This window comes from Frondihabitans sp. 4ASC-45, from assembly GCF_049472575.1.
Lineage (GTDB): Bacteria > Actinomycetota > Actinomycetes > Actinomycetales > Microbacteriaceae > Frondihabitans.
Genome location: NZ_JBCEBN010000002.1, coordinates 85,311 through 103,174, shown reverse-complemented (window position 1 = coordinate 103,174; position 17,864 = coordinate 85,311). Strand labels below are relative to the sequence as shown.

The window sequence follows — 17,864 nt, the reverse complement described above, 5'->3', positions numbered from 1 at the left end:
GCGGCTAGTGGCTGCCGGCCAGCATCTGCATCACCTGGTCGTAGTTACCGTTGGCCTCGGAGTAGCGCAGCGGCTTCACGCGCTCGACCATGACCTGCTTCTCGTCCGGTCGCTCGGTGAGGATCGACATGACCTCGTCGAGGAACTCGTCGACCGGCATGGCGCGCCCGCTGTCGTCCTGATCCTGACCGAGCAGGGTCGTAGCGACCGCCGGCGGGACCAGCTCGAGCACCTCCACCGACGTGTCGGCGAGCTGCAGGCGCAGGATGTCGGTGAACGAGGCCACGGCGGCCTTAGTCGCGTTGTACGTCGGAGTGAGGGCGAGGGGCGTGTAGGCGAGGCCCGAGGTGACGGTCATGATCGTGGCGTCCGGCTTGGTCTGCAAGAACTCGGTGAACGCGGCGATCGTGCGGATCGTCCCGAGCAGGTTGGTCGTGATCGTCTTCTCGGCGGTCTCGAGGAACCCGGCCGAGTGCAGGTCTTCCGGCTGCATGATCCCGGCCATGGTGATCACCACATTGAGCTCAGGATCCGACGCGGTCACCTTCGTGAACGCCTCCGCGATCGATGTCGGATCGGCGACGTCGAGCTCGAGACCGGTGATCCCCGGGTTGCTCGCCTCGATGTCGCGCAGCAGCTCGGCGCGGCGCCCGGCCACGATCACCTTGTTGCCCGCAGCGGCGAATCGCTGGGCGAGCCCCAGGCCGAGTCCCGAGGTGCCGCCGGTGATGAGAATGGTGTTTCCTGTCGTCTTCATGTCTTCACTCTGCTCGGGTCGGCGGGTCTCGGGTAGGGAGCGCTCAGCCGCGGACTCCCGGTCTCTGCTTCCTTCTCAGGTGGCTGGCCGGCTGCCTTTCCGAATTTGAAGGAAAAACCTCACGGGCGAAACGAAAACACAAGGATCCGACGGGGTCACGCACCGGGATCTCCTTCAAATTCGGAGAGGGCCGGGTCGGGGGCTGGGTTGGGGCTGGAAACGGGCGCGAATGTCGGTGGCGATTTCTAGAATTCGAACGTATCTTCGAATCAGACGAATAAGGCGCACATGAGAATCGACGAGCGAGTACCGGTCGAGACGACCGACGAGGGGTTACCCCTCCGATTCACCTGGCGCCGCGTCGTCTACGGGGTGGTCAGCTCGCCCGAGTACTGGATCACCCGGCAGGCATGGTGGGCGTCGGCGAAACGAGCGCCCCGCGGGGCCGGCGCCGACCTGATCGAGATGCCGGTCTGGCGAGTCGACGCCCTTCCCCTCACCGATGGCGCGCAGAGGGTCGACGGCACGTTCGACCTAGCCCGAGATCCCGTCAGCCACGAGTGGCTGCTGCTTGGTGTCTTCGACGACGAGGTCGATCAGCAGCTGTTCGCCTGACGCCGCCCTGGTTCGACCGATTCGAAGCTCCCGAGTGATTTGATGAGCCCATGCCCCTAGCGATCGAAGACTATGCACTGATCGGCGACTGCCACACCGCCGCCCTGGTCGGCCGAAACGGCAGCATCGACTGGCTGTGCCTCCCCCGGTTCGATTCGGCGTCGATGTTCGCCGCGCTTCTCGGCGACGACGACAACGGTCGCTGGCTGGTCGCGCCGAGCGATGAGGCCGCCACAGCCACCCGCTCGTACGTCGACAGCACGTTCGTGTTGACCACGCGCTGGGTCACCGCGACCGGTGAAGTCGAGGTGACCGACCTGATGCCCTACGGCGACAGGCGCGCCGATGTCGTCCGGCGAATCCGCGGCATCCGCGGCACGGTGACGATGCACGAAGACCTCCGCATCCGTTTCGCCTACACGACCGCTGTTCCCTGGATCAGGCAGATCCCCGATTCCGCCGACATTGCCGCCGGCCGGGGCGAGCCCGGCACGACCGCACTGATCGCGATCGCCGGGCCCGACGCCGTCGTCGTCCGCGGCCCCAAGCTCACCGCCTCCGACCACACCCACGAGGCCACCTTCGACGTCTCCGAGGGTGAGACAGTCGATCTGTCGCTGACCTGGTATCCGTCGCACCGCGAGCCGCCCGCTTCGATCGACGTCGGGGCGCGGATCCTCGACACGGTCTCGTGGTGGCAGGAATGGGCTTCCCACTCCGACGCCCCCGCCGTCTACTCCTCCGAGGTGCACCGCTCGCTCCTGCTGCTCCGAGCGCTCACCCACGAAGACACGAACGGCATCGTCGCGGCCGCCACCACGAGCCTGCCCGAGCAGTTCGGCGGGCAGCGCAACTGGGATTACCGTTACGTCTGGCTTCGCGATGCGTCGATGACTCTGCAGGCGCTGATCCTGCACGGCTTCGCCGACGAGGCCACCGGCTGGCGCGACTGGCTTCTGCGCGCCATCGCCGGCGACCCCGCCGATGTGCAGATCATGTACGGGCTGGCGGGCGAGCGCTATCTGGCCGAGACGACCATCGACGAGCTGCCGGGCTACCAGGGGGCTGCGCCGGTGCGCATCGGCAACGGCGCCTTCACGCAATATCAGGGCGACGTCTTCGGTGAGGTGATGGTCGCTCTTCACGATGCCCGCGAGCTCGGCGTCGAAGAGGGGGCTGATTCGTGGTCGCTGCAGCGGGCCCTCATGTCGTACGTCGAAGACAACTGGTCGCGGCCCGACAACGGCATCTGGGAGATCCGCGGCGAGGCGCAGCACTTCACGCACTCGCGGGTGATGATCTGGGCGGCACTCGATCGGGCGATCCGCGGCGTGCAGCAGTTCCACCTCGAGGGCCCCGTCGACCGGTGGCTCGAACTCCGCGAGAAGGTGCGCGACGAGATCGAGGAGCACGGCTACGACGCCGAGCGCAACTGCTACGTGCAGCACTACGGCTCGAAAGAGGTCGATGCGTCATTGCTGCAGCTCGCGCAGGTCGGTTATGTCGACGCCCACGACTCGCGCATGCTCGGCACGGTGAAGGCCATCGAAGAAGACCTCCTGCACGACGGCCTGCTTCTCAGATACCGCACCGAGTCGGGTGTCGATGGCCTGGCCGGCACCGAAAACCCGTTCCTCGCGTGCTCGTTCTGGCTCGCAGAGCAGTACGGTCGCAGCGGCCGCATCGACGATGCGACCCGGCTGATGGATCGCCTCGTCGGCTTCGCCAACGACGTCGGAATGCTCTCCGAAGAGATCGAGGTGGCGACGGGGCGTCACGTCGGCAACACGCCGCAGGCGCTGTCGCACCTGGCCCTCGTGCGCGCGGCCGACGCCATCGACGCCGCGATCGAGCACTCGCGCGGGGGCGATGCTCGTCGGCTCGCGAGTCAGGCCTGACAGAAGGCGTCCGCACACGCACGCGCTTGCAAACGCGAATCGGCCCAAGCACCGTGGCACGCCACGTCGCTTGGGCCGATTCGCGTCACATCCTCAGACGCGCGAGGCTCACGCCTCTTTCGAGGTGGTCCAGCCTTCCGGCCCGGACGAACCCGCGGGGTACTTCTCGAGCGGCACGTCGTCGGCCTGCCACGCGTCGATGACCGGCTGCACGATCGCCCAGCAGCGCTCGGCCACGTCGCCGCGGATCGACAGCGTCGGGTCGTCGTGGAAGATGCCCGAGAGCACCTCGCCGTAGGGGGTCAGCTCGGGCTTGCCGAGGTCGGTCTTGAAGACCGACTTCTCGAGCGAGAACGGGTTGCCCTGGCCATTGGTGGTGACACCGAGCTCGAGAGTCTCGGGGCTGATCTCGATGCGCAGCGTGTCGGGGCTGGAGGCGCCCTTGAGACCAGCAGGAAGCACCGGCACGGGCTTGAACGTGATCAGCACCTCCTTGCGCACCTTGGTCATGCCCTTGCCGGAGCGCAGGATGAACGGCACGCCGGCCCAGCGACGCGTCTTGATCTCGAACTCCACCTCGGCGAGGGTCTCGGTCTGGCGCTCGTTGTCGACTCCGTCTTCGTCGGAGTAGGCGGGAACGTCTTTGCCGTCGATGGTGCCGGCGGCGTACTGGCCGCGGCGGCTGGAGGCGACGGGATCGTTGCCTTTCACCCAGGTGGCGCGGAGGACGCGGGCGATCTCGCTGCGGAGCTCGATCGAGTCGATCGACGACGGGGCGTCCATGGCGATGATCGCGAGCACCTGCAGCAGGTGGCTCTGGATCATGTCGATCAGGGCGCCGGCCTTGTCGTAGTACTGCGCGCGACCCTCGAGGCCGAGGACCTCGTCGTAGAAGATTTCGACCTTCTCGATGTTGTCGCCGTTCCAGACCGGCTCGAAGAGGCGGTTCGCGAAGCGGAGGCCGATGATGTCGAGCACCGTCGAGCGACCGAGGAAGTGGTCGGTGCGATGGATGCGCTCTTCGGGGATGACCTTGAGGAGCTCCTCGTTCAGGTCGCGGGCGCCCTGCTCGTCGCTGCCGAAGGGCTTCTCGAGTGCCAGGCGGAGTCCGTCGGGAACATCGATCTCTTCCAAGGCCTTGATGACCTTGGTCGAGATGGCGGGCGGAAGCGCGAAGTACATGACCGGCGCGCCCTCGGAGGCCGCGAACAGCTTCTTGAGGTGCTCGGGATCGGTCGGGTCGCCCTGGATGTACTCGCTGGAGGCGAGGGTCCGCTTGGCGAGGTCGCTGCCGGCGTCGCCGTTGAAGGCCGTCTTGACGACGTCGTCCCACTCGTCGGTCGAGCGCTCGGAGCGGCCCGTCCCGATCAGCTTGACGTCGACGCCGCGGTCGCTCTTGAGCAGGCTCGCGAGACCGGGGAGGAGGAGGCGCTCGGTGAGGTCACCGGAAGCGCCGAGGATGATGAGTGTGCTCGTCTCCGTCATCAGACGGTCTGCTCGGGGCGAGTCGCGGTGCGGGAATTCATGGACGTCCTTTCCGAAGTGAAGCCCGTAGAAACGGGCCATGTGTCTCAACGCGCTCGTCAGGCGAGAATTCCCGGCGGAGGTCGGGTGCGGTCACGGGCGCGAGAGGCCACGATGCCAGCGTCAACCGTACTGCTCCGCGCCTGATCGTGTCGGCATCGGTCAAGTGGTGCGTGTCACCCGGTCAGCGTGCCAGGGCGACGAGGATCCGCGACGCCGACAGCGCCACCGACGCTTCTTCCGCCACCCGGCGCGGCGAGGGGTTCGTGCCGGCGTCGAGAGCGGACCAGGCGTCGTCGAGGGCGGCCTCGGCCCGAGAGATCGGCCGGGCGCGATCGTCGTGGGCCCGGATGGCGTCGGCGAGGGCGGCGTACAACGCCGCGAGGGGTTCGGTGACCGCGGATCCTGGGCTCTCGACCCGCCGGTCGGGATCGGCGCCGCGTCGTGCCAGCTCGCCGGTCACTTCGGCGGCGTCGCGCAGGTGGAAGGCGATCCGCTCGGCGATGCGCAGCCGGTCGCGGTCGTCGCTGAGGTCGATCCGTCGTCGGCGGCGAGGGTTCCACCGTTGCGACTCGTCGCCGTAGTCGACGGCCGCTCGCACCCGGGCGAGTGTCACGGGCAGGGATTCGATGCGGCTCTCGAACTCGTCGCCGTCGAGCGGCCAGTCGGCGCGGAACACTCCGGCGAGGTCGTCGGCCCGGTCGGCCAGCTCGGAGTGGAGGCGCTGCAGTCGATCTCGGGCGTCACCCGAGTAGAGCGGGGGCACGACCGTGAAGTTGATCACCACGCCCACGACGATGCCGACGAGCATCTGCACCGCATAACCCCAGGAGTAGTCCTCGCTGTCGGAGCCGCCGATGAGTAGCACGAACAGCCCGGCCATCGGCACCCAGTCGCGGCCGGCCCCGAGCAGGGGCAGCCCGCCGAGCAGCACGCCGACGCCGATCACCAGGGCGACAGTCAGCACCGTCGGGTTGCCGAGGGCCACGACGACCGCCGCGAGGCCGATACCGAGCACTAGCCCGGCGAGTGTCTGGATGCCCTGCGTCAGCGACGCCTTCACCGTCGGGTACATGCTCACGACGGCCCCGAGCGGCGCGTAGTAGGGGTAGTCGGCAGCAGTGCCCGGCACGTGCGGCGCGATCCACCAGGCGAGCGCCGCGGCGAGAGCCGCCTTGACGGCGAGAAGGATCCGGGGGTGCGCCAGCAGTCTCAGGGCGCGTCGATTTCCCGGTGAAGGCATCACGACAGACTGCCATACGGCGGCCTGTGAGCTCGTTGATCCGTGTCGGTCGCGTGACCTACACTGTTCGAACACACGTTCGAACGAGAGGGGTCGCATGGCATTCACGCATCTGCACGTGGCCTCCTCGTTCAGCGCTCATTTCGGCACGGCGACGCCGATGGATCTCGTCGCGCAAGCCGTAGCCAGCGGGGCCGATGCGGCGGCGATCACCGACCGCGACGGTCTCTACGGAGCGATTCGGCACGTCGGCGCCTGCCGGGCCGCGGGCATCGATCCGATCGTCGGGGTCGAGCTCGGCGTCCTGTCCGATGCCGAGGGCGGGTCTGCACGCGGCCGGTCGGCGGCCGATACCGATCGCATCGTGGTGCTCGCCCACGGCTCCCCCGCCGGCGGTGTGGCGGCGGGGGCCGGGTGGGCCTCCCTCTGCCGGCTCATCAGTGCGGCGCACGGTCGAGCCACACGCAAGACGAGCGGCACCGCGAACAGCGTTGCGACGATCGCCCGCTCACGGCTCCGAGCCTTCCTGCTGGGCGACGACGGTCCGGCCGGCACCGTGCTGCTCGGTCCCGACTCCGATGTCGGTCGGGCGGTGTCTCGCGGTGATCACGCGAGGGCGATGGCGCTGCTCGACGACTGGAAGACCCTGTTGCCGGGCGGTGTCGTCGTCGAGGTCGTCTGCCACCTGACCGAACCCGGCGAGAGCCGTTCTCTGCGTCACGCGGCCCGCATGCTCGAACTGGCCGACGCCGCCCGCGTTCCGGCGATCCTCAGCAACGCGGTTCGCTACCTCGAGCCCGATGGCGCCGTCACCGCCGACGTGCTCGATGCCGCGGGGCACCTCGCGGCCCTCGGGTCGTTCGAGCCGCAGCCCAACGCCCAGGCCTGGCTCAAAGGCCCCGGGGCGATGCGCGAGTTGGCACAGCAGATCGCGAGCGTCTCGTCGCTCGATCGGCGCAGTGCCGAAGAGATGCTGGCCGCAACCGAAGAGCTCGCCGATCGCTGCCGCCTCGACCCCGACGCCGATCTCGGCTGGCGCCGCCCGAAGGTTCCCGAGCTGAGTGCGATCGGTGTCGAGGGCGACCCCGACCAGGTGCTCTGGCGTCGCTCCGAGGCGGGCATCACCGAGCGGTTCGGCGACGTCTCGATGGCGAAGCGCGAGAAGCTCGAGCGACGCATGCGCGACGAGCTGAAGACCATCACCGGGTTCGGGTTCGCGAGCTACTTTCTCACGGTGGCCGACGTCTCGCAGCTGATGCGCGATATGCGGGTGCGGAACGCCGCCCGGGGGTCGGGCGCCGGTAGCCTCGTCACCTACCTGCTGCGCATCTCCAACGTCGATCCACTCGAGCACGACCTCCTGTTCGAGCGGTTCCTCGGCAACAAGCGCGAGACGCTCCCCGATATCGACATCGACGTCGAGTCGGCGAGGCGACACGAGATCTACCGGGCCATCTTCGACCGCTACGGCAGCAACCGGGTCACCCTGATGTCGATGCAGTCGACCTACCGCGGGCGCGGGGCCGTCCGCGACGCAGGGCTCGCTCTCGGCCTCGACGACGAGCAGATCGACCTGGTGGCGAAGAACGTCTGGCGATCGAACGCCCGCGACTTCCGCACCGCCCTCGCCGAGAAGCCCGAGTTGCGCGAGATCGCCGATCTCGCTCGCGAGAACGACCAGATCGAGCTGCTCGTCGACCTGACCGAGCGACTCGACCGACTCCCCCGGCACATCTCGATGCATCCGTGCGGCGTGATCCTCGGCGACTCCGACCTGCTCAGCATGACCCCGGTGCAGCCGAGCGGCATGGGGCTTCCGATGAGCCAGTTCGACAAGCACGACATGAACGACGCGGGCCTGCTCAAACTCGACGTGCTCGGCGTGCGCATGCAGTCGTCGATGGCCTTCGCGCTCGACGAGATCGAGCGCATCAACGGCCCGCGCACGGCCCTCGCCGGTGCGCTCCCCCTCGATGTGCCCTACGTCAACCGGCAGGGCCGCATCGAACTCGACGCGATCCCCCACGACGACGAGCCCACCTACGAGGCGATCCGCACCACCCATACCCTCGGCATGTTCCAGATCGAGAGTCCCGGGCAGCGCGAGCTGATCGGCAAGATGCAGCCCGACCAGTACGAAGACCTCATCGCCGACATCTCGCTGTTCCGGCCCGGCCCGATGAAGGGCAACATGGTCGCGCCCTACCTCGACACCAAGCACGGTTTTCAGCAGCCCGACTATCTGCATCCCTCGTTCGCCGAGTTCCTCCAAGACAGCTACGGGGTGGTGATCTACCACGAGCACGTGCTTCGCATTTTGAACGCCACCATGGGCATCTCTCTCGCCGAGGCCGACGAGATGCGACGCGCCATGACAAAGCGCGACGACCTCGAAGACGAGTTCCGGCAAAAGACGCGAGACAACCGCGACGAGCAGGGCCGACCGAAGTTCACCGAAAAAGAGATCGACCGCATCTGGGGCGTGCTCAAGGGCTTCGGGTCGTTCGGTTTCTGCAAGGCGCACGGCGCCGCCTTCGCCCTGCCCACTTACCAGAGCGCCTGGCTCAAGACCCACTACCCGGCCGAGTTCCTCGCCGGCATCCTCACCCACGATCCCGGCATGTACCCCAAGCGCCTGCTGCTGACCGAGGCGAAACGCATGGGCATCCCCGTCCTGCCGCTCGACGTCAATGCGTCGAGCGACGTCTTCCACGTCGAGCGGGTGAAGCCCCCGCGCACCCCCGTCGCCCGCTCGTACCCCGGCGAGCTCGGCATTCGTCTCTCTCTGGTCGACGTGCAGGGCATCACGGAGGCCGAGGTGACCCGGATCCTCGAGAACCGCCCCTTCACCTCGATCGCCGACTTCTACCAGAGGGCGACCCCGTCGAGACGGCTCTTCGAGCGGCTCGGCCAGGTGGGCGCCCTCGATTCCCTCGGCGGTGAGGGGCGCACGCGGGGTGACGTTCTGGCGAGAATTCGGCAGCTGACCAGCAGAGCCTCCCGCCCGAAGGCCACCGACGCCCTCAACCAGCTCGACTTCGACGTCGACGAATCGTCGTCGGTGCCGATCGGCACCCCTGACGTCTCTGTCCGTGAGCGGGTCAGCCGCGAGCTCGACATCCTCTCGCTCGAGGTCGGCGAGCACGTCATCGAGAGCTACCGGCCGATGCTCGACGACCTCGGAGTGATCCGAGCCGCCGACCTGCGGAACAACTGGAACGGCACGACCGTGCTCGTCGCCGGAATCCGCATCGCCACGCAGACGCCGCCGATGCGCAGCGGCAAGCGCGTCGTCTTCATCAGCCTCGACGACGGGTCGGGGTGCTCCGACTCGACCTTCTTCGAAGAGGCGCAGAATCGCGCCGGCTCCCTCCTGTTCGGCACGAAGCTGCTGCTGATCCAGGGCCGCACGAGGCGCACCGGCGAACGCGGCATTTCGCTCGAGGCCGACAACGCGTGGGATCTAAAGGCGCTCTGGCGAGACTGGCAGGCAGGGCGGGTTGCTGGCGGTTCGCTCGCCGAGGGGGTCGATGCCTCGGTCAGCGACGGTCTCGACGCCGGCCTGGTCAGCCCGTGATCGCGCCCGGCCGGGTCGGCCCGTGCTCGCGCCCGGCCGGGTCGGCGGGTGTTTCCAGGAGTCGGCGGGTGCTGCMSCMCCCCCCGACTCTCGATAACACCCGCCGACTCGCGCCCGACCACTTCTCCACAGGTTGCAGCGACGACGACTTCTCCCCAGATCGGTTTTCGAACGCAAGCAAGGATCCGTGCGCCGCCACGATCGACCCATGCCCTCTCTCGCACCCGCCGCCGCTCGCCCCCTGCCGCACGTCCGTTCCGCCCTCCGCGCCGCTCTCGCCCTCGTCGCACCCGCCGATTGCGCCGGGTGCGGCGCCCCTGACATCGAGCTCTGCGCCGACTGTTGCCGTCGGCTCGAGCCTCGGCCCCTCGTCGCCGCTCTTCCCGACGGAACGCCGCTCGTCTCCGGCCTCGACTACGAGGGCACCGCCCGCGACGTGATCCTGGCCTTCAAGCAGTCGGGTCGATGGCGACTCGCCAGGCCCCTCGGGCCGGCGCTGGCGGCCGCTCTGCGGCTCGCGGCGGCGGCGGAGGGGCCGCCGGTCGGAGTGGCGGCGTCGGAGGGATTAGCGGTCGGAGCAGCGGCGGCGGAGGGGCCGCCGGTCGGAGCCGCCTCGGTCGCGGTGCTGGCAGTGCCACCCTCGCGGGCCGGCCGCAGGCGACGGGGCTACGACCCTGTCGACCTACTGATGCGAGCAGCGGGGGTGCGGGTGTCGAAGCCGGGGTTTCGGATCCTGCGGTCATCGGCGCAGCAGAAGTCTCGCGGGCGGGCCGAGCGCCTCTCGGGGCGCCTCGGTTCGCTCGGGTGCTCGGGGCGGTGGGCCGGTGCGCGGGTCGTCATCGTCGACGACGTCACGACGACGGGAGCGACCCTGCAAGAGGCCGTGCGAGCGGCCAGGGCCGCGGGTGCGATCGTGATCGGGGTCTGCTGCCTCGCCTCGACACCACTGCGATCGGCGAGGCTGTGAGAAGCGGGGGAGACCGTGACGAAAAGATGAACAGCGCGTGACACGCACGCGTCGGGGTCGATACGGTGAAGCACACGAGGCGTGAAAGCACTACCGCCTACACGAACGGCGGCACGCTGAAGTGGCTGGAGGAACGTCATGGACATTTCCGTAACGGGTCGAAACGTGGGCATCACCGATCGATTCCGCGAGTACTCCACCGAGAAAGCCGAGAAGGTCGGCAGCCTCGCCCCCCGAGCACTGGCGCTCGAGATCAAGCTGACGAGGCACAACGAGAAATCCTCCGGGAGCGCGGGCGACGACCGAGTCGAGTTGACACTCATCGGCCCCGGCCCCCTGGTCCGAGCTGAATCAAGCGGCTCCGACAAATACGTCGCCTTCGACCTGGCCATAGGCCGGTTGCTCGAGCGAGTGCGACGAGCCAAAGACCGAACCAAGGTGCACCGAGGCCAGCACCGGCCCACGTCGCTGCACGAGGCGGCAGCCGTCGACTTCAGTCGGGCCGGAATCGTGCCGGCGTCAGCGGAGACGCTGGAGCAGGTCCGCACCGGTGCAGTGGCCACGGTCGCACCCGACGAGACCGCGGTCGAAGAGGAGTACTGCCCGGTCGTGATCCGCGAGAAGACGTTCGCGTCGACGCCCATGACCGTCGATGACGCGCTCTATTACATGGAGCTCGTCGGGCACGATTTCTACCTGTTCACCGACTCCGCCCACGACGGCCGACCGAGCGTCGTCTATCGCCGCAAGGGCTGGGATTACGGTGTGATCGCCCTCGACGACCAGGCGCCGACGCATCAGGAGACCGAGATGGCCATCCGGGGCGGCCTCGTCGGCTGAACCAGGAGCTGATCACGGACCCCTGGGTCGGAGCGCTCGCGCTTCTTCCCAGGGGTTCGGCCAGTAGGCTTGCTAAAATCACGGGCTGGTAACGCATCACCGGCGTCACAGCCCACCATTTACCAGGAGTTTCCGTGGCCAACGTTCTCGAGAAAGTCCTTCGCGTCGGCGAGGGTCGCACCCTTCGCCGCCTCAAGGCCTATGCCAAAGCGGTCAACGACCTTGAAGACGACTTCAAGACGCTCACCGACGACGAGCTTCACAACGAGACGGCTGAGCTGCGCGAGCGCTACGCCGGCGGCGAGTCGCTCGACGACCTCCTGCCCGAGGCGTTCGCCGCCGTGCGCGAGGCCGCGAGCCGCACCCTCGGCATGCGTCACTTCGACGTGCAGCTCATGGGTGGTGCCGCGCTACACCTCGGCAACATCGCTGAAATGAAGACCGGTGAGGGCAAGACGCTAGTCGCGACGACCGCCGCGTACCTGAACGCCATCGCCTCGCGCGGCGTCCACGTCATCACGGTCAACGACTTTCTGGCGAGCTACCAGTCCGAGCTGATGGGCCGCGTGTTCCGCGCCCTGGGCATGACGACCGGCTGCATCCTCGCGGGTCAGACTCCGGCCGAGCGGCGCGAGATGTACGCCGCCGACATCACCTACGGCACGAACAACGAGTTCGGCTTCGACTACCTGCGCGACAACATGGCGTGGCAGGCGAGCGACATGGTGCAGCGCGGTCACTTCTTCGCCGTGGTCGACGAGGTCGACTCGATCCTCATCGACGAGGCCCGCACCCCGCTCATCATCTCGGGCCCGTCGTCCGGCGAGGCAAACCGATGGTTCGCCGAGTTCGCGACCCTGGCCCGCCGCCTTCAGCCGGGCATCGACTACGAGGTCGACGAGAAGAAGCGCACCGTCGGTGTGCTCGAGCCAGGCATCGAAAAGGTCGAAGACTACCTCGGCATCGACAACCTCTACGAGTCGGCGAACACGCCTCTGATCTCGTTCCTGAACAACGCCATCAAGGCCGACGCGCTCTTCAAGCGCGACAAAGACTATGTCGTGATCAACGGCGAGGTGCTCATCGTCGACGAGCACACCGGTCGCATCCTGTCGGGCCGCCGCTACAACGAGGGCATCCACCAGGCGATCGAGGCCAAGGAAGCCGTCGAGGTCAAGGCCGAAAACCAGACGCTCGCCACCGTCACGCTGCAGAACTACTTCCGCCTCTACAAGAAGCTCTCCGGCATGACCGGTACGGCCGAGACCGAGGCCGCCGAGTTCATGTCGACCTACAAGCTCGGCGTGGTGGCGATCCCGACCAACCGCCCGATGCAGCGGGTCGACCAGACCGACCTCGTCTACAAAAACGAGACCGCGAAGTTCGAGCAGGTCGCCGAAGACATCGCCGAGCGTCACGAGGCCGGTCAGCCCGTGCTCGTCGGCACCACGAGCGTCGAGAAGAGCGAGTACCTCTCGAAGCTCCTCGCCAAGAAGGGCATCAAGCACGAGGTTCTGAACGCGAAGAACCACGCTCGCGAAGCCGCCATCGTCGCGCAGGCCGGTCGCCTCGGCGCTGTCACCGTCGCCACCAACATGGCCGGGCGAGGCACCGACATCATGCTCGGAGGCAACGCCGAGTTCCTGGCCGTCGCCGAAATGAACTCTCGTGGGCTGAGCCCCGTCGACACCCCCGACGAGTACGAGGCCGCCTGGGACGACGTCTTCACGAACCAGAAGGCGTTCGTGCAGGAGGAGGCCGAAAAGGTCATCGAAGCCGGCGGCCTCTACGTGCTCGGCACTGAGCGTCACGAGTCGCGCCGTATCGACAACCAGCTGCGCGGTCGATCCGGTCGCCAGGGCGACCCGGGTGAGAGCCGCTTCTACCTCTCGCTCACCGACGACCTCATGCGCCTGTTCAATTCGGGTGCCGCCGAGAGCCTGATGGGCCGGGGCAACGTGCCCGACGATCTTGCGATCGAGAACAAGATCGTCGGCCGCGCCATTCGCTCGGCGCAGTCCCAGGTCGAGGGGCGCAACGCCGAGATCCGCAAGAACGTCCTCAAGTACGACGACGTCCTCAACCGTCAGCGCGAGGCCATCTACGGCGACCGACGTCACATCCTCGAGGGCGACGACCTCCGCGAGCGAGCCGAGTCGTTCCTTGCGAGCGTCGTGAACGAGGTCATCGACTCCCACACCGGAGACGGCAACCCCGACGACTGGGATCTCGACGCCATGTGGACGGAGCTCGGCACCCTCTACCCGATCTCGATCACCATCGACGAGGTCATCACCGAGGCCGGCTCCAAGGCGAAGGCCACCCGCGAGTTCCTCGCCAAAGAGATCCTCTCCGACGCCCGTGTCGCCTACGAGGCCCGCGAGGAGTCGCTGGGCGACTCGGCCATGCGTGAACTCGAGCGCAAGGTCGTGCTCTCGGTGATCGACCGCCGCTGGCGCGACCACCTCTACGAGATGGACTACCTGAAAGACGGCATCGGCCTCCGGGCCATGGCTCAGCGCGACCCGCTGGTCGAGTACCAGCGCGAGGGCTTCGCTCTGTTCCAGAACATGATGGGCGCGATCCGAGAAGAGTCGATCGGCTTCCTGTTCAACCTCGAAGTCGAGGTGCAGAGCCAGGTCGGGCACGAGGGTCACGACCACGGTCCGATCATTGCGGCCAAGGGTCTCGGCGAGGGCGACAACAAAGACGCCGTGCTTAACTTCTCGGCTCCCAACACCGAGGGCGAGGTCGAGGTCCGCGACGAGCGGGGCCGGATCGAAAAGGCCGAGACCGCCCGCGCGCAGCGTCAGCAGCAGATCACCGAAGAGCTCGCCGACCCCGAGATCGCGGCCGCGCGAGCCACGTCGGGTTCGACCGAGGCCTCGGGTGGAGACGGGCTCCCCGCAGGCCGAGGCGCTTTCGGGCAGTCGACCTCGGGTGGCTCCGACGACGCCGCTCCGAACAACCGCGCTGAGCGTCGCTCGCAGAAGAAGAAGTAGCAGCTCCGTCCCGCACCACACTGGCCCCGGCCTGCGCACTGCGCGGGTCGGGGCTTGTGCGTGGTGGGGCTGCTTCGGGCTGGGTCTAGTCGCGTTTCGCGGGTTTAGTCGCGCTCTACCGCGACTAGACCTGCGAAACGCGACTAATTGGCGTCGTGTCGGCGTCGGCGTGCGCGGCGTCCGAAGCGTCGCACACCGTTTCACGCACGGCTAACCGATTATTCGGTAAGCGTTGCGTCAAACGGTTAGCGAAGCGCCCCGAGCAAAGCGGCCCGAGCGAAGAAGCACGGGCACCTACGACAGCTACAGCACGTGGATCGCCGTGGCACGCCACCGATGGTCGAACCCCTCGAGCCGCAGCGCCACCGCTCGGCTCCGCGCCCGCCCGTGCACCACGACGACCGCCTCGACTACGCCGTCGCAGGGCTCGTCGATCCGCACGCTGCCGACGCTCACGGCTGGCCGCCGAGCGGCTTCGCCCCGAGCGCTCCGAGCGCGAGCGGCGAGGTTCACCCGCTTCAACAGGTGCGTGAAAACGTCGGCCGTCACCCAGCGGGTGATCTGCTCGATCTCACGAGCACCCGCGAGGATCTCGACGACGCTCCGCGCGAGGTTTCGAGCAAGAGGCTCAGGATCCGGCAGCGCACTCCGCAGCGTCGGCTGCGGTTCGAAGAACGCATCCGCGACTGCTGGCGTAAGCCGTCGCCCGGACCGGCGCGGCGGTGACCCGGCGGGTGCGGGGGAGTGCTGACCACCGTCGTCGGTGATCGGATCGTCGCGACGGCGCGCGGCTGAAGAGGGGGGCATGTCGGCTGCTTTCGCTCGTGAACGGAATGAGCGTCCCGCACAGCGGGCGTAGCATCAACATATGACATTTCGAGGGAGCGACACGCGAGCGGGTGCAACCTGTGGACAAACTCGTCTGTCAGCGGCGAGAATCCGGATCGACGTCGGCAATGCTGCCGAAGTCGAAGCCGTTGAAGAGTGCCGTCCGACGCGCGTCTTCGTACCGGTCGTCGAGGTAGGCATTCAACTCGGACTCCTCGATCCGCCACGAGGGCACGACGCCGAGCTTCACGGCTCGCAGCTCTCCCGATTCGACGAGCGCGAGGACGTCGTCGAGGGGCAGGCTCAGCATTTCGGCAACCCGCTCGGAGGTGTAGAACCGACGCATCGGGGGCTCCTGTGCTGGCTCCATGCCTCGATTATCCGTCAGGACGAGTGCGAACGTGAGCCGTGTCGGGTGCGCACGCGTCGGATCCTCGGTTCGGGTCTTGTCGGACGGGGCGGATAGGCTGAAAGGGTGTCGACGCTCAGTGATCTCGTTCTCGCCCAGGGCCGCTCCAGTGAGGCCGATATCGAGTGGCTCCATCTGCTCGTGGGCGACTGGCAGCTGCTCGCCGACCTGGCGTTTGCCGACATGGTGCTGTGGGTGCCGACCGATTCCGATTCGTTCGTCGCAGTCGCGCACGCTCGGCCGTCGAGTTCGGCGACGCTCTTCTACCGCGACTTCGTCGGGCACGAGGTGCGCCCCGAGTGGCGTACGCAGGTACAGCAGGCCTTCGACACCGCACACATCGTCGATTCCGCCGCCCCCGACTGGTACGAAGAGACCCCGACGCGGGTGCGTGCCGTTCCCGTGCTCCGTCGTCTCGGTGCCGGGCGGCCGGACATCAGCGAGAGGCCCGTCGCGGTCATCACCCGCCACACCAACCTGAGCGAGGCGCGCACGCCCAGCCGGCAGGAGCTCACGTTCAACCAGTGCGCCAACGACCTCTTCGCCATGATCGAGGGCGGCGATTTTCCCGACCTGGGAGCCCCGACCGGTCCCCGCCGTGGTGCACCGCGCGCTTCCGACGGCCTGCTTCGCCTCGACGTCGACGGAACAGTCGTGTTCGCCAGCCCGAACGGCCTCTCGGCCTTCAACCGGATGGGCTTCGTCGGCGAGCTCGAGGGAGAGTCCCTGGCCGAGGTCACCACCGGGCTGCTCGCCGGCAAGATCGTCATCGACGAGTCGCTGCCGCTCGTCGTCACCGGGCGCGCACCCTGGCGCACCGACATCGAGGCGCGCGGCGTGACCGTGTCGCTCCGCGCCATCCCGCTCCGCGACCGCGGTGAGCGCGTCGGGGCCATCGTGCTCTGCCGCGACGTGACCGAGCTTCGCCACCAGGAGCGCGAGCTGATCACCAAAGACGCGACCATTCGCGAGATCCACCACCGGGTCAAGAACAACCTGCAGACCGTGGCTTCGCTGCTCAGGATCCAGGCCCGACGCACCCACACCGACGTCGCCCGCGATGCACTGAACCAGGCCATGCGGCGCGTGGCCTCCATCGCCGTGGTGCACGACACCCTGTCAGAGGGCCTCAGCCAGAACGTCGACTTCGACACCGTCTTCGACCGGGTGCTCATGCTGAGCGCCGAGGTCGCCTCGAGCCACAACACGACCGTGCGTCCGCAGTTCACCGGCAGCTTCGGGGAGCTCCCGACCGAGTATGCGACGCCGCTCGCCCTGGCGCTGACCGAGCTCGTCACGAACGCTGTCGAGCACGGGCTCGACGGGCGCGACGGCGACGTCGAGATCAACGCCGAGCGCACCGAAGAGCAGCTGCGCGTCAAGGTGCGCGACAACGGTGTCGGCCTGCCCGAGGGCAAGGTCGGCTCGGGCCTCGGTACGCAGATCGTGCGCACGCTGATCCAGGGCGAGCTCGGCGGCACGATCGACTGGCATACGCTGGTCGGGTCGGGCACCGAGGTGACGATCGAGGTGCCGTTGCGGTTCATCGAAAACATGGAGCGCTAGGGGCTGCGGTCGTGTGCGCCTGCCACGTGGGTGGGTGCGGCGGGCCCGCGGATCCTAGAGTTCTGCGGCACGGCCGGTCGAGTGTGCGCAATCTGCCCCTGGGCCGGCGGCTCGGGGCCGCTTGCGCACACTCGGGCCTCTGCCTCGGCAGGGCGGACGTCGAGTGCCGCCAAATGCAGTGCGCGGGCTGGCCGAGGGGGCATTAGGCGGCACTCGGGGCTGCGGGTGAGGCAGCGGCGCCGGGCGCGCGCAGCCCACACACCAAAGGGCGCGTTCCTCTGCAGGAACGCGCCCCCCGGGCGGTGCCGACCCCCCCCCCCCGAAAACGGCGGGTCAGCGTGTGAAGTTGTGGTGTGAGGCCAGCGGTCAGGAAGCGCGGCGGGCGCGAGCTGCGCGACGCTTGAGGGCGCGACGCTCGTCTTCGCTGAGGCCACCCCAGACGCCGGAGTCTTGCGACGTCTCGAGGGCGTACTGCAGGCACGTCTCGGTCACGGAGCAACGGCCGCACACCGCTTTGGCCTTGTCGATCTGGTCGACGGCGGGGCCGGTGTTGCCGACGGGGAAGAAGAGCTCCGGGTCTGCCGTGAGGCAGGCGGCCTTATCGCGCCAATCCATCTAGTGGTACTCCTTTTGACTCT

13 protein-coding genes are annotated in these 17,864 nt (G+C 67.9%); 7 read left to right on the top strand and 6 right to left on the bottom strand.

Annotated elements, in window-relative coordinates; translation table 11 throughout:
* Nucleotides 1–4 precede the first annotated feature (4 nt).
* Nucleotides 5–757, bottom strand: coding sequence for an SDR family oxidoreductase (locus VH571_RS04130; protein WP_123944180.1), 753 nt, complete (start codon nt 755–757; stop codon nt 5–7).
* A 288-nt stretch (nt 758–1,045) separates the two neighbouring features.
* Here VH571_RS04130 and VH571_RS04125 point away from each other — a divergent pair, with 288 nt between their 5' ends.
* Both VH571_RS04125 and VH571_RS04120 read left to right on the top strand, forming a co-directional pair.
* Nucleotides 1,046–1,372, top strand: coding sequence for a DUF6504 family protein (locus tag VH571_RS04125; protein ID WP_055958420.1), 327 nt, complete (start codon nt 1,046–1,048; stop codon nt 1,370–1,372).
* Nucleotides 1,373–1,422: 50 nt separating this feature from the next.
* Nucleotides 1,423–3,270, top strand: a complete 1,848-nt coding sequence (locus tag VH571_RS04120; protein ID WP_423263469.1) for a glycoside hydrolase family 15 protein — start codon at nt 1,423–1,425, stop codon at nt 3,268–3,270.
* A 108-nt stretch (nt 3,271–3,378) separates the two neighbouring features.
* On the opposite strand, the gene VH571_RS04115 is transcribed toward VH571_RS04120, so the two are convergent.
* Together VH571_RS04115 and VH571_RS04110 are read right to left on the bottom strand one after the other, a co-directional pair.
* Nucleotides 3,379–4,755 carry a glucose-6-phosphate dehydrogenase gene (locus VH571_RS04115; protein WP_423263468.1) on the bottom strand — a complete coding sequence of 459 codons (1,377 nt, stop codon included), beginning with the start codon at nt 4,753–4,755 and terminating at the stop codon, nt 3,379–3,381.
* A gap of 223 nt (nt 4,756–4,978) precedes the next feature.
* Nucleotides 4,979–6,037 carry an FUSC family protein gene (locus VH571_RS04110; RefSeq protein ID WP_423263467.1) on the bottom strand — a complete coding sequence of 353 codons (1,059 nt, stop codon included), beginning with the start codon at nt 6,035–6,037 and terminating at the stop codon, nt 4,979–4,981.
* Between the two features lie 97 nt (nt 6,038–6,134).
* Between VH571_RS04110 and VH571_RS04105 the strand changes: the two genes are divergently transcribed.
* From VH571_RS04105 to secA, 4 genes are all read left to right on the top strand, one after another.
* Entirely contained in the window at nt 6,135–9,614 is a 3,480-nt protein-coding gene (locus VH571_RS04105; protein ID WP_423263466.1) for a DNA polymerase III subunit alpha, read from the top strand.
* Nucleotides 9,615–9,822: 208 nt separating this feature from the next.
* Nucleotides 9,823–10,581 (top strand): ComF family protein, encoded by a 759-nt coding sequence (locus tag VH571_RS04100; RefSeq protein WP_423263465.1) that lies wholly within the window; start codon nt 9,823–9,825, stop codon nt 10,579–10,581.
* A gap of 138 nt (nt 10,582–10,719) precedes the next feature.
* Nucleotides 10,720–11,421: a ribosome hibernation-promoting factor, HPF/YfiA family gene (gene hpf / locus VH571_RS04095; RefSeq protein WP_055959337.1), complete on the top strand. Its 702-nt coding sequence runs from the start codon at nt 10,720–10,722 to the stop codon at nt 11,419–11,421.
* A 134-nt stretch (nt 11,422–11,555) separates the two neighbouring features.
* On the top strand, nt 11,556–14,423 hold the full coding sequence (gene secA, locus VH571_RS04090; protein WP_423263464.1) for a preprotein translocase subunit SecA: 2,868 nt from the start codon (nt 11,556–11,558) through the stop codon (nt 14,421–14,423).
* A gap of 303 nt (nt 14,424–14,726) precedes the next feature.
* Here secA and VH571_RS04085 read toward each other — a convergent pair whose 3' ends face one another.
* Nucleotides 14,727–15,230, bottom strand: a complete 504-nt coding sequence (locus tag VH571_RS04085) for an Rv3235 family protein (protein ID WP_228514442.1) — start codon at nt 15,228–15,230, stop codon at nt 14,727–14,729.
* Nucleotides 15,231–15,348: 118 nt separating this feature from the next.
* Entirely contained in the window at nt 15,349–15,621 is a 273-nt protein-coding gene (locus tag VH571_RS04080) for a helix-turn-helix domain-containing protein (RefSeq protein ID WP_423263462.1), read from the bottom strand.
* 105 nt (nt 15,622–15,726) lie between these two features.
* Between VH571_RS04080 and VH571_RS04075 the strand changes: the two genes are divergently transcribed.
* Nucleotides 15,727–17,226, top strand: a complete 1,500-nt coding sequence (locus tag VH571_RS04075) for a sensor histidine kinase (RefSeq protein WP_055959331.1) — start codon at nt 15,727–15,729, stop codon at nt 17,224–17,226.
* Between the two features lie 366 nt (nt 17,227–17,592).
* Here the strand turns inward: VH571_RS04075 and VH571_RS04070 are convergent, their stop codons facing one another.
* Nucleotides 17,593–17,841, bottom strand: coding sequence for a WhiB family transcriptional regulator (locus VH571_RS04070; protein ID WP_055959328.1), 249 nt, complete (start codon nt 17,839–17,841; stop codon nt 17,593–17,595).
* Nucleotides 17,842–17,864: the final 23 nt, after the last annotated feature.

What these genes read in the sequence shown, in the direction of transcription:
- VH571_RS04130 (WP_123944180.1), bottom strand. Translation starts at nt 757, where the DNA reads ATGAAGACGACAGGAAACACCATTCTCATCACCGGCGGCACCTCGGGA.
- VH571_RS04125 (WP_055958420.1), top strand. Translation starts at nt 1,046, where the DNA reads ATGAGAATCGACGAGCGAGTACCGGTCGAGACGACCGACGAGGGGTTA.
- VH571_RS04120 (WP_423263469.1), top strand. Translation starts at nt 1,423, where the DNA reads ATGCCCCTAGCGATCGAAGACTATGCACTGATCGGCGACTGCCACACC.
- VH571_RS04115 (WP_423263468.1), bottom strand. Translation starts at nt 4,755, where the DNA reads ATGACGGAGACGAGCACACTCATCATCCTCGGCGCTTCCGGTGACCTC.
- VH571_RS04110 (WP_423263467.1), bottom strand. Translation starts at nt 6,037, where the DNA reads ATGCCTTCACCGGGAAATCGACGCGCCCTGAGACTGCTGGCGCACCCC.
- VH571_RS04105 (WP_423263466.1), top strand. Translation starts at nt 6,135, where the DNA reads ATGGCATTCACGCATCTGCACGTGGCCTCCTCGTTCAGCGCTCATTTC.
- VH571_RS04100 (WP_423263465.1), top strand. Translation starts at nt 9,823, where the DNA reads ATGCCCTCTCTCGCACCCGCCGCCGCTCGCCCCCTGCCGCACGTCCGT.
- hpf (WP_055959337.1), top strand. Translation starts at nt 10,720, where the DNA reads ATGGACATTTCCGTAACGGGTCGAAACGTGGGCATCACCGATCGATTC.
- VH571_RS04085 (WP_228514442.1), bottom strand. Translation starts at nt 15,230, where the DNA reads ATGCCCCCCTCTTCAGCCGCGCGCCGTCGCGACGATCCGATCACCGAC.
- VH571_RS04080 (WP_423263462.1), bottom strand. Translation starts at nt 15,621, where the DNA reads ATGGAGCCAGCACAGGAGCCCCCGATGCGTCGGTTCTACACCTCCGAG.
- VH571_RS04070 (WP_055959328.1), bottom strand. Translation starts at nt 17,841, where the DNA reads ATGGATTGGCGCGATAAGGCCGCCTGCCTCACGGCAGACCCGGAGCTC.